Below are 14,756 nucleotides of genomic sequence, written 5' to 3' on the forward strand. Positions count from 1 at the left end.
GCATCACTGATCATAGTGGACACGAACGCGGACATAGCCCGGCCAGACCGACGCGGCCTTGAAATCAGGCATGTCCTGAGGGTTCGGGGCGCCGGTTGAACCCAGCCCCTCCAAAAGCTTCGTCTCGGTCATGTTCAGGTCTTCGTCCTTGTTTTCGTCGTGAAACAGCAGCACCGCATAGGGGCCGGCCGTCAGGTCGGGAAACTCATGGCTGACACTGCCTTTGCGGGACGGAACCTGGGCGTAGTCAATCGCGCTCTGGACATCCAAACCGTCAAAGGCGCGCGCGTCGTCGAAAACAAGGATCACAATGTTTCCCTTGGCGTTGCGGATACCCTCCACAATCACGTTCAGACCATCAGAGGCGGCAGGCGTTGCAAGCGCCATCAGGGCGAATGCGGGGGCCAGAATGCTTCGAGTCATGACTGTGTCCTTTCTCTGGAAGGGTGCGGCGGGACTGGCTTGAAGACGACAAGGACATCTTCGGCAATGGCGATCAGCACGGGCACCAGCAGCAGCATGAGGGCGGTGCCGAACAGTTCGCCAAAAGCCAGAGAAATGGCGGCAGGGATCAGATACTGCGCCTGTTCGGAGGTTTCCGTCAGCAAGGGCAGCAGGCCGATCACCGTCGTTGCGGTGGTCAGAAAGATCGCCTTGAAACGTCCGATGCCGGCGCTTTTCAGCGCCAGGTTCACGGGCTGACCTTCCTCGCGCGCCTGATTGTATCGGGTGATCATGACCAGACTGTCGTTCACGATCACGCCGGTCAGCGCCAGCATGCCGAAGAACGAAAACAGCGACAGCGACACATCCATGATCAGGTGCCCGACCGCAGCCGCGATAAAACCAAAGGGCACGATGGCCAGAATGACGAAAGGTTGCCAATAGCTTTTCAACGGCACAGCCATCAGCACATAGATCAGAACAGCTGCCAGCAGCAGCGCACGTTTCAAGCCACCGCTGATATCGGCCATCTCTTCCAGTTCACCTGCAGCCAGAACTGTGACGCTCGGGTACTTTTCGCGGAGTTTCGGGACCAACTCTTCGAACACCGCCTGACCAACCTCTTCGGGGGCAACACGGTCGCGGTCGATGGACGCGGCCACGATGTTCATGCGCTTGCCGTCGCGGCGATCGACGGTGTCAGAGGCGTAGGTGCCTTCGATTTCGGCAACCGTCTCAAGCGGCACCCAGGCACCGGATGCGCTGCGCAACTGGGTCTGCATCAGATCGGCGAGCGTATCGCGGTTTTCCCGCGCGTTCTGCACGACCACGCGAATTTCGGACCCGTCGCGCCGAACCTTGGTCACCTCGGCCCCGCCAAACCCATAGCCAATCTGTCTGGCCAAAGCCTCGGCATTGAAGCCAAGGTGCCGCGCGTCCGGACGCAGGCGGAGTTTCAGTTCGGGCTGGCCGCCCGCCAGCCCATCCCGAACATTCGCCACGCCCTCGATGTTCGACAGGAAGTCTTTCATCTCGGCGCTGGCCTGTTGCAGCAGGTCTTCGTCTTTGGACGCCAACCGGATGCGGAATCCTCCGGCGAGTGTTTCCGAGCCGGTGAACTCCAGTTCGGTTGCACCTTCGACCGCACCAACCCGGTCGCGCCATTCACGGACCAAAGTCAGGATCGGAACGTCCGGGCGCTCTGCCACCGGGATCATCTCGGCGTATATTTGCGCGCTTCCAGCGCCGTTGATGATGCTGAACACGGTCTGAATAGGCAGCGTGGCCATACCTGCGTCTTCGGCAAGCTCGGCGTTCAGACCGTTCAACTCGGCTTCGATCCGATCCACGTTCGCGCGGGTCAGCGCAAAGGGCGCGCGGGCGTCCATTTCCAGATTCATCGTGATGATCTGGCCGGGCACTTCGGGAAAGAACACCGTTCTGACCTTGCCTTTGTACATAAGGCCAAGCCCCAGCGTCGCGGCGGCGACGAACAGGATCAGCACGGCATAGCGCTGCCGCACCGCTGCGACAAGCAAGGGCTGATAGATGCGATCCCGTACCCAGTCCAGGCCGCCCTGCGCAGTATCCTGTACGCGGCCCCAGAGGCGGGACAGCAGGTACCTGCGCTCTTGCCCCATCGAAACCTGCGCCAGATGGGCGGGCAGGATGAACTTGCTTTCGATGAGCGAAAAGATCAGCGTCAGGATCACGATCCCTGCGAACCCGGCCAGCACCTTGCCCAGCGGGTTGTCGATCAACAGCATCGGGAAAAACGCCGCGATTGTCGTCAGCACGCCGAAGACTGTTGCGACCGCCACGCGGTGCACGCCGCGTTCGGTGTCCTGGACCGGGTCCCTGCCCTTTCGACGTTCCTCGAAAACGCTTTCTCCGACCACAACGGCATCGTCGACCAGAATGCCCAGGGCGATGATCAGACCAAAGGTGGTGACATCGTTGAGCGAATAGTCCACCCATTTTGAACCCGAAACGGCTATGGCCCCCATGACCGAAACCGGAATGCCCAGGGCGACCCAGAAGGCCAGGCGCACGTTCAGAAACACCGACAGCATCAAGGTCACAAGGATCAGCCCCTGCACCCCGTTTGACCGCAACAGCGCCAGCCGGTCCGAGATATAGCCGGCGCTGTCGCCCCAGACATCGACCTGAACCTGCGACGGCAACTGGCGGCTGAACTCATCCACCGTGCGGCGCACAACGTCACTGATCGTCAGCAGGTTCTCTTTCTGCCCGACCAGAACCTCCATCCCGACGGTTGGTTTGCCGTTCAGCCGAAACAGGTACTCGCCGTCCTGAAACCCGTCTTCGATCTTGGCGATATCACCCAAGGGCACAAAAGACCCGTCGTCACGTTCAATGATCGGCAGGGCCGCGTATTCAGGAGCGTATTTTGCGCGATCATCGGCCCGCAGATAGATCGTGCCACCCTCAGTCCGCAAACGGCCTGCCTGAAATGTCACCGAGTTTTCCTCGATGGCGCGGGTCACATCCGCCACGGTCAGGCCATAGTGGCGCAGCAGCGCAGGGTCGATTTCGATGCGCAGTTCCCGCGGGATCAGACCCCAGATTTGCAGCCGCGACAATTCCGGTTGCGCCAGCAGCTCTTCTTTCAGGCGCTGCGCCAGGCTCTGCAATGTGGCCGGGTCCGTTTCGCCGTAAAGGTTCAGATACAGCGCCGGAAAATCGAAACCCGACGCTTCGATCACAGGGCGGCGCGCGGTATCGGGCAGATCGGTCAACCCATCGATGCGAATGCGGACACGATCCAGAACGGCTAGCAGTTTCTGGCCACCCGCGCGGCGGACGGTCACAACACTCAGATCGTTTTGGGATCGCGAAGTCACACTGCGCACGCCCTCCAACCCTTCCAGCGCCTGCTCAACTTTGCGGGTCACCAATTCATCGACCTGTTCGGCGGTGGCGTCCGGGAACTCGATCGAAATCGTAACGCTTTCCGCAGGTATGCGAGGGAAGCCCTCGATCCGAATATTCAGCAGCGTCTGCACCCCAAGAAAGAGGATCAGCGCCATCATCAGATTGGCGGCGACAGGGTTGCGGATAAACCAGGATGTCAGCGCGTGCATGGCTCAACCCCCATCCGACAGCGGCGTGACGCGCTGACCCGGCAGAAACGAGGCCAAAGGTGTCTTGACCACGCGCCATGGGCCGTTCCCGTCGGGGGCCTGTATCGTGACAGCACCTTCGCTGCGGAACAGGATGTTCGGGCTGAACCTCTGAAGGTGGTCGTTTTCATCCACAAGCCAAATGTATCCCGCACGCGTCAGGGCGCTTTCCGGCAGGGTCACGGTGTTAGCAATTCGCCGTCCGGGAATGTGCACTTTCAGAAAGTCTCCGGCGAGTATGCCGTCACCGGGGTTTGCGACATCCAAAAAGACACGCACCTGTCGTGTGTCCTGATCCAGAAAACCGCCTCCACGCCGGACGCGTGCCTGCCCAAGGCTTTCGCCCGAGCGGTGAGTCAGGTCAGCAGCAACGCCAGAGATCGGATGATCGAACAGCGCCCAATCCGCTTGGCTGAACGCGGCAACCAGTTCGAATTGCCGGTTGTCCGACAGGTGTATCAGGGGATCGCCCGGGTTGACCGTCTGGCCAAGGCTGGCAAAGCGGCGGGTGACAAAGCCTGAAAACGGGGCAACAACTTCTGCGTCCTTCAGGTCATTTCTCGCCGCATTCAGGCGTGCCTGCGCCGCTGCAACGGTTTTTTCGGCAACGCGCAATTGCGGCAGGTTCACGGCCAGTTCGTTTGGCGGTTCCACACCGTCTCGTTCGAACTGCCGTTTCGCGACGGTTACATTGTTCTGCGCGCGCAACAGTGCAAGCTCTGCTCGCTCAAGCTCCATCTCGGCGGCTGCAACGGCGCTTTGATAAGGGGCATTTTCGATTGAAAACAAAGGGTCGCCCCCTTCCACCTGTGTCCCGGCCAAAGCACCGGCATGGACTGCGGTGATGCGCCCGGACACAGCAGATCGCAGCTCGGCATCCCAACGAGGCCGAACTTCGGCAAATGCAGAAACACGCGCCTGCACGGTTTCCGGAACAACAGTTACGACAGAGACGGTCGGTGGCGGAGGTGAGGTGTTTGCTGGCTGAACATCAACCGTATCTTCCGCGTCAAACAACAGGATGACGACCGCCACAAACAGCATCAGCGACAATCCAATCCAGAGCCATCGTCGGGCTGGTCTTCGCTGAGCTTCTGAGGTTTTGTCTGTCATTGTCCTGTTTTTCCTGAGCCGCCTGAACCATTGCGCCTTGTGGTGCACGATTGGATGTCATATACTATGAACGATCGTTCGTTCAATATGAAAAAGCAAAAATGTCTGAAGACACCAAAAAACCAGGGTCAGCCCGGGAAAAGGCTACAGCCAAGCGCCGCAACCAGATTTTGGAAGCCGCCGTCATGTGTTTTCTCGAGCGCGGCTATCATCAGACCGGCGTCCGCGATATCGCAGCGCGGGCGGGCGTCAGCCTTGGAAACCTCTACAACCATTTTCGCGGCAAGCATGATGTGCTTGTGGAAATCGCAATGCTCGAACGCCGCGAACTGGAGCCGTTTCTGAAAGTCCTGAATTCAAATGCACCCGCACCCAAAGTGTTGAAAAAGTTCATCCGGGCCTACGCCAACTATCTGGCTGCGCCGGAAAACGTCATCCTCACCTTGGAGATTTCGAGCGAAGCCGTTCGTCAACAGGATATCGCGCGACTGTTCGTCGAAAACCGAGCCAGACTGACGGAGGCGCTTGAAGAAGTAGTGAGACGCGGCGTGGAGGCGGGAGATCTGCGCGCTGTTCCGGATCCTCTACAGGCGTCGCAATTGGTGATAGAGGTTCTGGAAGGAAGCGCGTATCGCAGCGTTCTGTCGGAAACGCCCATGAGCAAAATCGCTGGAAGCATGGAGGATTTCATTCTGAGCTCTCTGCTGGCGCGTCGATGAAGCCTGTGTCACTTGTCTATTCGAGGCTGATGAAAGCCTGCGAACGGGAAGACGCACTGTGGCAATCGTGCGGATAGCTGAGTTCAGCTTTCCGCCCATCCTTCAGGAAAACGAAGCCTCCCCAAGTTACCTTTAACCCAATTTGGGAAATCGGCGAGATGCGCATATTTTTTCATCCAAGCCAATGGTTGCTGTCTAAAATTTAATCACATGATGTGAAATTAAGCAGATTCCGACGCTGCAAGTTAGTGTTCCGATACTTCAACAGAGAAACAGGTAGCAGCAAAACGAAGCGCTGTAGGTGCCCTATTACACAAGTTGCAACCATATTACCCGCGCACAGCGCAGTACCACCGCGCGCAGCAGGCACCGTCAGCTTAAGCACCAAGCAATTGGGCAACAGGACCGTGCTGAACAAGTTTCGCCAATCTGGGTCTTTCAAATGCCTATTCCCCAGAACCACGACACCTGAACTTGATGCGGTTCTGCTAAACTCGGCTGGCGGAGTGACAGGAGGAGATTCCTTTCGGTTTTCTTGCAAGGCAGCAAAAGGCACAGCGCTGACCTTGACAACGCAAGCTTGCGAGCGCGCTTACAAGGCCCCGCCCAAAGAATGGGGCCAGGTTACAAATCATTTGACGGTAGAGGCTGGAGCCCGGCTGAACTGGTTGCCACAAGAGACCATTCTGTACAATGGCAGTGCGTTAGACCGGCGCCTCAGGATCGACCTGTCACCAGATGCCGACATGCTGATGGTGGAACCGCTTGTTTTTGGACGCGTCGCCATGGGTGAAACGTTGACTGAAATCCGCTTGCGCGATCAGATCGAGATTTGGCGCGAAGGAACGCCGGTGTTTCTCGATGCGATTAGGTTCGCTGGTGATTGGCACACTCACTTGGCTAAGCGGCATATTGCAAACGGCGCAGGGGCGATGGCGCTAATCGTCTTAGCGTCAAGTTCCGCCGAAGGTCATCTGAAACCTGTCCGGGAAATGCTACCGGACACCGCCGGTGCAACCCTGATCCGGAAAGACCTATTGGTCATTCGCATTCTGGCGGACAACAGCTTTGCTCTGCGGCGAACGCTGATACCAGTTCTACGCCGACTGAACAAAGACACTTTGCCCCGATGCTGGATGCTCTGACATGAACCTGACCCCTCGAGAAAAAGACAAACTGCTGGTCGCCATGGCCGCCGAGGTCGCTCGAAAACGGCTAACCCGCGGCGTTAAGCTGAACCACCCCGAGGCTATCGCCTTGATCACCGATGCCGTGGTCGAAGGCGCGCGCGACGGCCGTTCGGTCGCCGACATGATGCAAGCCGGGGCTGAAGTAATCTCCCGGGACCAATGCATGGAAGGCGTGCCCGAGATGATCCACGAGGTGCAGGTCGAAGCCACTTTCCCGGATGGCACAAAACTTGTGACTGTCCACAACCCCATTCGCTAATTTCCAAAGGAGTCACCCATGATCCGCATGCTGTTTCCCGCTCTCATTCTGGCTGGTCCGGCCACGGCCCATTCGGATACCCATATTCACGCCCATGGCAGCGATTACACCGCGCTTGCAGTTGGGTTGGCTTTGATTGGGGTCATCGCCATAACCGTAATTTTGAAGCTGCCGAAATGATTCCGGGTGAGATTATACCTGCCGAAGGCTCACTGACGCTGAACGCGGGACGCAGTAGCCGTCTTGTTATTGTCGCCAATACCGGCGATCGACCAATACAGGTCGGCAGCCACTACCATTTTTCCGAAGCAAACTCGGCCCTGGATTTTGATCGGTATGCAGCTTTGGGTATGCGGCTGGACATCCCGGCGGGTACCGCGGTGCGATTTGAGCCAGGCCAAACTCGCGAAGTTATACTGGTGCCATTTGAAGGGCGCCGGCACATTTACGGTTTCAATATGCATATCATGGGGGCTCTGAAAGATGCCGGGCAAGATCAGTCGGTGTGACTATGCCTCCATGTTCGGCCCCACGGTCGGCGACAAAGTACGATTGGCAGATACCGATCTGATCATCGAGGTAGAAAAGGACCTTATCGTGGAGCGCGCAACAACTGCGCGTTTTAGTAAAACCGGCCACCGCGAAGATGTGTATGGTGAAGAGGTCAAGTTCGGTGGCGGCAAAGTCATTCGAGATGGGATGGGGCAGTCTCAGGCCACACGTGCCGAAGGTGCCGTGGACACTGTGATCACCAATGCTCTGATCGTGGATCACTCGGGTATCTACAAGGCGGATGTCGGTCTGAAGAACGGGCGCATCGCCAAGATCGGCAAAGCCGGAAATCCAGATACGCAACCCGGAGTAGACATCATCATCGGTCCCGGCACAGAAGCCATCGCGGGCGAAGGTCGCATCCTGACGGCTGGCGGGTTCGACAGCCATATTCACTTCATCTGCCCGCAACAGATCGAGGACGCGCTGCATTCTGGCCTGACGACCATGCTTGGCGGTGGCACCGGCCCGGCACATGGCACTCTGGCGACCACATGTACCCCGGGCCCGTGGCATGTCGGCCGGATGTTGCAGGCGGCGGATGCTTTTCCCATGAATCTTGCTTTTGCAGGCAAGGGAAATGCTTCGCTTCCCGCTGCTTTGGAGGAACAGGTCAAAGCCGGGGCTTGTGCCCTGAAACTGCACGAGGACTGGGGTACGACCCCGGCGGCCATCGATTGCTGCCTTTCGGTCGCTGACGCGATGGACGTTCAGGTGATGATCCACACTGACACGCTCAACGAATCCGGGTTTGTTGAAAATACGGTTGCCGCGATAAAGGGTCGGACTATCCACGCTTTCCACACTGAAGGCGCGGGCGGCGGCCACGCACCAGATATCATCAAAATCTGCGGAGTGGACCATGTCCTGCCCTCCTCTACCAACCCCACGCGGCCTTTTACGGTGAACACGGTCGAGGAACATCTGGACATGCTGATGGTCTGCCATCACCTCGACAAATCCATCCCCGAGGACGTGGCTTTTGCTGAAAGCCGCATCCGGCGTGAGACCATCGCGGCTGAAGATATCCTGCACGACATGGGCGCGTTCAGCATCATTGCGTCCGACAGTCAGGCTATGGGCCGCGTGGGCGAAGTGTTGATCCGGACGTGGCAAACCGCCGACAAAATGAAGAAACAGCGCGGGCGCCTTCCCGAGGAAACAGGCGAAAACGACAACCTGCGCGTCAGACGCTATATCGCCAAATACACGATCAACCCGGCCATTGCTCATGGCCTGAGCCGCGAGATTGGCAGTATCGAAGAAGGCAAACGTGCTGATCTTGTTCTATGGAACCCTGCCTTTTTTGGTGTGAAACCCGAGATGGTTTTGCTGGGCGGTACGATTGCTTGTGCCCAAATGGGTGACCCAAACGCGTCGATCCCCACACCGCAACCAGTCTATAGCCGCCCGATGTTCGGGGCCTATGGCCGCTCGGTCGAGCATTCGGCAATCACATTTGTCTCTGAGGCCGCACAGGCCGACAGGATTGGCGATACACTGGGCTTGGCGAAGCAGACCGTCGCTGTCCAAAACACACGAGAGATTGGCAAACAGGATCTTTTGCTCAACAACGCGACGCCGCATGTTGAAGTTGATCCGGAAACCTATGAGGTCCGGGCAGACGGTGAATTGCTGACCTGCCAACCGGCCGAAGTGCTGCCGATGGCACAGCGATTTTTTATGTTCTGACTAAAAATTATGCTGCATTGCACCGTGCGCAAGGCAGAAATGACCAAACACCCACTTCAACGTGAGGCCGATATGACAGATATTAATGCGCAAGGGAGGACCAACGTTTACGAGGGTCCAAATGGCACACTCAGCAACACAATCACACGCAGGCTTTTCGCTGCCCGGTCTGATCGCGTCCATCGGATCATCAATCTATGGGGCTCTGATCAGTGTGGCCGAAGCTCAATCGCGCGTGCGGCAAGTCGAATTCCTGCAATCGCTCAGCGACGAAGAGTTGCAAAAACGCGGCCTATCACGCGAACGGATCGTGCATCGGGTGTTTTCGGATTCGATCTGGCTCTGACCATTTCTGCTCCAGAGGAGGCGACGGTATGACCGCCCTGCTCTGCACCGCACGCCGTTACTCGGATCACATGCACGACGACACTGCCGATTGCCTGTCGTTGACCTATGACGATCGGTTTTTGCGCCGAAAGGTTTTAACATGCGAAAGCGGCGAACAGATTCTGGTCGACCTGGCTCAGACAACCTCACTGGATCACGGCGGCGCGCTGATCTTGGACGACGGGCGCGCGGTTGAAATCCAGGCCGCGCCCGAAGCCTTGCTGGAGGTCTCGGCTCCTGATCTGGCACGTATCGCATGGCATATCGGCAATCGCCACACGCCCTGCCAGATCGAAAAGGATCGTCTGTTGATCCAGGTCGATCATGTGATCCGAGACATGCTTTTGAAAATCGGGGCCACAGTGCGCGAGGTGCACGAACCGTTCAACCCCGAAGGCGGAGCCTATGGCCATGGCAGGACACATGGCCACGCCCACTGACGCCGATATCCTGACTCTGACCCAGTGGTTGTCTCCGGCATACCCTGTGGGGGGCTTTGCTTATTCTCATGGGTTGGAAGCTGCAATTGACGAAGGAGCGGTCGCCAGCTCCCAAGACGCCGAAGCCTGGATTTCAGATGCGCTGGAACACGGATCTGGATGGAATGATGCTCTGTTCGTGGTGTCCGCATACGACGCGCGGGACAAAGATGAACTTTTCAGCATCGATGCCAAGGCACGGGCTATCTGCGCGTCATCCGAAAGGAAAATGGAAACCGAACTGCTGGGACAGGCGTTCGGGACTGTCACAGGAGATGTCTGGGATTTAGATATCCAACAGCTTTCCTACCCAGTGTCGGTGGGCCACGCCGCGCGTCTGCAAAACCTCCCCCTACTACTGACGACGAAGATGTATTTACAAGCATTCGCAAGCAACTTGGTCGCGTGCGCAACGCGTCTTGCGCCGCTGGGGCAAACCGACGCTCAGAAACTGATCCGTAATTTGACACCGCAATGTGCTCAAATCGCCGAAAAGGCGCAATTGGCAGGTTTAGAAGAACTAAGTTCGACTGCGTTCCTGACGGACATCGCGTCGATGAGACACGAAATACAATATTCAAGGATATTCCGAACATGAGCAGTATGAACGGCCCTCTTCGCGTTGGCATCGGTGGTCCGGTTGGAGCCGGAAAGACCACTTTGACCGCTGCCTTGTCTGAAGCCCTGCGCGATGCTTGTTCAGTGGGCGTCATCACCAATGATATTTACACTCAGGAAGACGCCGAAGCGCTGGTGCGCATGCAGGTCCTTCCCCAAGATCGGATTATCGGCGTCGAAACGGGCGGTTGCCCACATACAGCTATCCGTGAAGATGCATCGATAAACCTTGCAGCGGTCGCTGAAATGCGAAACCGGCATCCCGATCTTGACATCGTTCTGATCGAAAGTGGCGGCGACAACCTGTCGGCTACATTCAGTCCAGAACTCGCAGACCTTACAATCTATGTGATCGACGTCGCAGCAGGAGAGGAAATCCCGCGAAAAGGCGGACCGGCAATAACGAAATCCGACATCCTGGTCATAAACAAGACCGATCTGGCGCCGCATGTTGGCGCTTCACTGGAGGTCATGGATAGAGATGCAGCCAGAATGCGCAATGGACGGCCCTTTTTGTTCACGTCCCTTCGTCACAAAAAAGGGGTCGGCGCAATTGTCGACCTTTTAGTGAAGAAGGGGGGGTTAATGATTCCAGAAAGGAATTAACGCTCAGAACAAAGATGCCAATCTGTCGACACCTGCCATCGGCTCTGCCGTTCAGAGGCACCTAATTCATAGATTTTTCGTCATTCTGTTTTCGATTGGCGCACAGATTTTACCACGCGCGACTCCAAGCTTTTCCATCAATTCCGCACCTTTCGTGGCGGTATCTTTCAGTGCCGCTGAGAAATATTAACGCGAACCCTTCGGGACGTTGGCTGCCACCCGCGACACCGCGTCCTTCGATAATAAATGCGTTTTCCTTCGCCTCACTCAGAAAATGCGGGCTGCTAGCGGACCACCGACACATCTCTTTTTCGTTGCGCATCCCTGACAAGGGCAGCAAGCCGATAGAAACCGTGCGCCATTTTTGTGTAAGGCGTAAGAAGGAAGAACGCGAGGACCGACCCCAGATGGACGGCAAGCAGCGCAGGCATTACTGCGGATGAACCGAAAGCGTAAAGAACAAGCCCGCTCAACGCTACAAACCCAAGCAGTAATATAAATCCGATTTCTCCGCCCCAAGCTGAAACATCGCCGAGATTGCGGTCTGACTTCTGTTTCAGCCGGACCATCATGTAGCAGCCAGCAGTGAGCAAAACGCCCCCTGTGACTCCAAACAGCTTCGGCAATGACCAGAACCCGTAAGGTGCGTGCAGATCGAACCCGTAATGCATGATCGTCGCCACCGAAGTCGAAGCAAAACACAGCAGAAACCCGTACATTATCGCATGATGCACGTGGCGGCGGGCCTGGCTAAAACGGTCTTCGTCCTCGAAATTGCAACCCTCCCCGTGGCCAGCAGCCAGGTCCTGCATTTTGGCCGTTCGACTTAGCGCGGCTTTCAAGTCGCCCAGTTGGATCGGCTGGCCTCCAACTGCGTGCCAATAGCGCCGCAAGCTGATGCCAATGCTGAACAAAGGCAGAAGGAATGCCGGAGCAAAAATCACTACCATCGCGTTGTGAGAGAGGACAGAGTAGAAGCCTTCGCCTCCGGTCGAGCCGATCGCGCGAATGGCCCAAAAAATAAGCGCGAAGCCAACGACCAGAGCCAGAGCGATCGCCCCACCATGGCTATGGAAGCAGCGCGCCAGAGGTTGCGGCCAGGCGAAGCTTTCCCAACTGTCGCGCCGGACCTCGGCCAGAGCCTTCGGCAGGTTGAGGTCGAACTCATGCGGCGCCGTATATTGGCAGGCATAGTAACATCCTCTGCAGTTATGGCAGAGATTGGCCAATTGCGTGATATCGCCGTCCGAGAATGCGCGTTCAGCGTGAAGCGACGGAAAGACCGAGCAGTAGCCTTCGCAATACCGGCAGGCATTGCAGATCTCAGCCTGACGGCGGGCTTCCTGTATCAGTTCAGTTCGCATAAGAAGCGGCCTCTCGTCCTGCAATGCGTCCGAAGACGGTTCCGATGGTCATGCCGAACCCGGCCAGATAACCCTGCCCCAAAATCGACCCAGCCATGGTTTCGCCTGCCGCCCAGAGGTTCTGGATTTTGCCGTTTGCCATTGAACATTGCGCAGATTCATCCACCTTGAGCCCCAGATAGGTGAAGGTCACACCGGTGCGCAGTGAGTAGCCATAGTAAGGAGGTTCGGTGATCGGGCGCGCCCAATTGGTTTTGGGTGGGGTCAGGCCGGTAGTTGAAACTCCGTCCAATTCTGTTGGACGAAAGCCACTTGTGTCACCGCAGGCGGCATTGAATTCTGCGACGGTCGTGGTCAGCTTATCGGCGGGCAGGCCCATCGCTTTGGCCAGTTCCTCGAGCGTGTCCGCCTTTAACGGCGGAAAAACCGACGGCATGAACAGGTTCAGCGATTTGGCATCAATGATCACATAGCCCACCTGATCCGGCTGGGCTGCGACCAGGCGACCCCAGATCGCGTAACGCTTTGGCCAGACGTCCTCGCCCTCGTCATAGAACCGCTCGGCATCTTTGTTGACAACAATTGAGAATGGAACGCAATCCAGACGGGTGACGATGCCGCCATCGAATTTCGGAGCACGCCCGTCGACGGCAACGGCGTGGCATTGGGTCGGGTCTCCAACGCTCTTAACGCCTTGATCCAGAAGATCGGCCAGCACGACACCCCGGTTATAGGGCGTGCCACGGATCAGGAAGTTGCGTGCCGCAGGTCCCCACGCACGCGTCAGCCAATCGGTGTCAGCCTGAAAACCGCCCGAAGCGACGATGACCGCTTTGGGTGTTATGCGATGGGATTGGCCTTCGCAGGTGAAGTCTACCCATTCAATCCGCTCTCCGTTCAATTCAAGATGCGTGACGGCGGCTTCGTACAGGACTTCGACGCCCAGCTTCGCTGCTGTCCGGTAATAGGCATTTACCAGCGATTTACCGCCGCCCATAAAGAACGCATTCGTCCGCGCCAGCGATAGCGTCCCCGACAAAGAGGGCTGGAACCGAACCCCGTGCTCCTCCATCCAGGGAAGACATTCCTCGGACGTGCGAATTGCGAGGCGCGCCAGATCTTTGTCGGTTTTGCCCCCGGTAACCTTGAGCAGATCTGAAAGGTATTCGTCTTCGCTGTATTCCTCGACCAGCGGGCCTAAAGGGCTGGAATGCATGCAGCGAAAGTTTCGGGTGTGGCGCGAGTTTCCGCCACGATAGGGTTTTGGCGCCGTTTCAAGGATCAGAACGCGCGCGCCTGCTTCGGCGGCGGTCATCGCAGCGCACAAGGCGGCGTTACCTCCGCCAATCACAGCGATATCGTAGGCTTCCTTTTGGGTGGCCATGTGGTTTCCGCCTATTGAGTTTGGTCCGTTGTTCGGTCGCGCTCCTGCAAGGCGCGAATGCGCATGCGTTGTGCTGCGTGGATATGAGCGCGCATCTCATTTTCAGCCGCCGCGCCATCCCGGGCTTTCAAGGCGGCCATGATAAGGCGGTGTTCGGCTACTGCGGCCTCGGCTCGGTCGCCGTCCAGCAATTGCGACGGACCAAGGATCAGCAACGCCTTTTGTAAAGACAACATGGATTTAGCCAGAAACCGGTTCTTGGCCGCATCCAGAAGCGTCGCATGGAAAATCCGATTGATCCGCGCGGCCTCCGGACCGGTGCCTGCCTCGGCCAGCCGGTCATTCAGCACATCCAGCTCATCCAGTTCGACATCGGACGCCGCCCTTGCCGCCAGACGGGCCGCAGTGCCCTCGAGCACAGCGCGCATCTCATAGAGCTCCATCACTTCGGCGTAATCCAGGCTGCGTACCGTCGCGCCTTGACGGGGGACATGTGTGACCAACCCATCCGCTTCCAGCTGTCGGATCGCTTCGCGCACAGGCGTGCGGCTAACTCCCAACCTCTCGGACAACTCTATCTCGCGCAGGCGTTCGCCGGGCGGCAGGCTACCTTCGCGAATCTCATCCAGCAGGCGCTGATAGGCGGAATTGCCTTGTGGGCCTGGCTGTAACGGGTCGTCCTGCAGGGTCATCACGCGCTCACTTGTGTTATTGCGTCCACTTGTATACATTTGGATACACACTAAGTCAACCGCACCGGAATCTACATTTTGTCCACCCAGATCAACGCACCCTCCTCAGCGAAA

The 14,756-nt window shown here is 57.5% G+C and carries 16 protein-coding genes; 10 read left to right on the top strand and 6 right to left on the bottom strand.

The window, feature by feature from the left end; all coding sequences use genetic code 11:
* Positions 1-3: 3 nt before the first annotated feature.
* From GS614_RS07520 to GS614_RS07530, 3 genes are read right to left on the bottom strand one after another with little or no spacing between them, the layout of a single operon-like run.
* Positions 4-423 (bottom strand): DUF2141 domain-containing protein, encoded by a 420-nt coding sequence (locus tag GS614_RS07520; protein ID WP_171169022.1) that lies wholly within the window; start codon positions 421-423, stop codon positions 4-6.
* Positions 420-3,548, bottom strand: coding sequence for an efflux RND transporter permease subunit (locus GS614_RS07525; RefSeq protein WP_171725858.1), 3,129 nt, complete (start codon positions 3,546-3,548; stop codon positions 420-422). Before GS614_RS07525 ends, GS614_RS07520 begins: the two co-directional genes overlap by 4 nt.
* Positions 3,549-3,551: 3 nt before the next feature.
* Entirely contained in the window at positions 3,552-4,700 is a 1,149-nt protein-coding gene (locus GS614_RS07530; RefSeq protein ID WP_171725859.1) for an efflux RND transporter periplasmic adaptor subunit, read from the bottom strand.
* 101 nt (positions 4,701-4,801) lie between these two features.
* On the opposite strand from GS614_RS07530, the gene GS614_RS07535 reads away from it, so the two are divergent.
* From GS614_RS07535 to ureG, 10 genes are all read left to right on the top strand, one after another.
* Positions 4,802-5,419, top strand: a complete 618-nt coding sequence (locus GS614_RS07535; protein ID WP_171118914.1) for a TetR/AcrR family transcriptional regulator — start codon at positions 4,802-4,804, stop codon at positions 5,417-5,419.
* A gap of 407 nt (positions 5,420-5,826) precedes the next feature.
* A complete protein-coding gene (locus tag GS614_RS07540) occupies positions 5,827-6,564 on the top strand; it encodes an urease accessory protein UreD (protein ID WP_371809383.1) in 738 nt (245 codons plus the stop codon).
* Between the two features lies 1 nt (position 6,565).
* The gene (locus GS614_RS07545; RefSeq protein WP_058276342.1) at positions 6,566-6,868 is read left to right on the top strand and encodes an urease subunit gamma; all 303 of its coding nucleotides are present in this window, start codon (positions 6,566-6,568) and stop codon (positions 6,866-6,868) included.
* A gap of 18 nt (positions 6,869-6,886) precedes the next feature.
* Positions 6,887-7,048 (top strand): hypothetical protein, encoded by a 162-nt coding sequence (locus GS614_RS07550; protein WP_171169025.1) that lies wholly within the window; start codon positions 6,887-6,889, stop codon positions 7,046-7,048.
* Positions 7,045-7,377, top strand: coding sequence for an urease subunit beta (locus tag GS614_RS07555; protein WP_171169026.1), 333 nt, complete (start codon positions 7,045-7,047; stop codon positions 7,375-7,377). The genes GS614_RS07550 and GS614_RS07555 overlap by 4 nt, the downstream gene beginning before the upstream one ends.
* Positions 7,352-9,112, top strand: a complete 1,761-nt coding sequence (gene ureC, locus GS614_RS07560) for an urease subunit alpha (protein WP_171725860.1) — start codon at positions 7,352-7,354, stop codon at positions 9,110-9,112. Before GS614_RS07555 ends, ureC begins: the two co-directional genes overlap by 26 nt.
* Before the next feature lie 121 nt (positions 9,113-9,233).
* The gene (locus GS614_RS07565) at positions 9,234-9,458 is read left to right on the top strand and encodes a DUF1127 domain-containing protein (protein WP_171725861.1); all 225 of its coding nucleotides are present in this window, start codon (positions 9,234-9,236) and stop codon (positions 9,456-9,458) included.
* Positions 9,459-9,486: 28 nt separating this feature from the next.
* Entirely contained in the window at positions 9,487-9,939 is a 453-nt protein-coding gene (ureE, locus tag GS614_RS07570) for an urease accessory protein UreE (RefSeq protein WP_171725862.1), read from the top strand.
* Positions 9,923-10,576 (top strand): urease accessory protein UreF, encoded by a 654-nt coding sequence (locus GS614_RS07575; protein WP_171725961.1) that lies wholly within the window; start codon positions 9,923-9,925, stop codon positions 10,574-10,576. The genes ureE and GS614_RS07575 overlap by 17 nt, the downstream gene beginning before the upstream one ends.
* Positions 10,573-11,202 (top strand): urease accessory protein UreG, encoded by a 630-nt coding sequence (gene ureG, locus GS614_RS07580; protein ID WP_171725863.1) that lies wholly within the window; start codon positions 10,573-10,575, stop codon positions 11,200-11,202. Before GS614_RS07575 ends, ureG begins: the two co-directional genes overlap by 4 nt.
* A 284-nt stretch (positions 11,203-11,486) precedes the next feature.
* Here ureG and tcuB read toward each other — a convergent pair whose 3' ends face one another.
* From tcuB to GS614_RS07595, 3 genes are read right to left on the bottom strand one after another with little or no spacing between them, the layout of a single operon-like run.
* Positions 11,487-12,566: a tricarballylate utilization 4Fe-4S protein TcuB gene (gene tcuB, locus GS614_RS07585; RefSeq protein ID WP_171725864.1), complete on the bottom strand. Its 1,080-nt coding sequence runs from the start codon at positions 12,564-12,566 to the stop codon at positions 11,487-11,489.
* Complete coding sequence (gene tcuA / locus GS614_RS07590; RefSeq protein WP_171725865.1) at positions 12,556-13,950, bottom strand: FAD-dependent tricarballylate dehydrogenase TcuA; 1,395 nt, start codon at positions 13,948-13,950, stop codon at positions 12,556-12,558. The genes tcuB and tcuA overlap by 11 nt, the downstream gene beginning before the upstream one ends.
* A gap of 11 nt (positions 13,951-13,961) precedes the next feature.
* Entirely contained in the window at positions 13,962-14,642 is a 681-nt protein-coding gene (locus tag GS614_RS07595; RefSeq protein ID WP_171725866.1) for a GntR family transcriptional regulator, read from the bottom strand.
* Between the last annotated feature and the right edge of the window lie 114 nt (positions 14,643-14,756).

Origin of the sequence: Ruegeria sp. HKCCD6604, from assembly GCF_013110635.1 — a bacterium.
In the GTDB taxonomy this organism is placed as follows: domain Bacteria; phylum Pseudomonadota; class Alphaproteobacteria; order Rhodobacterales; family Rhodobacteraceae; genus Ruegeria.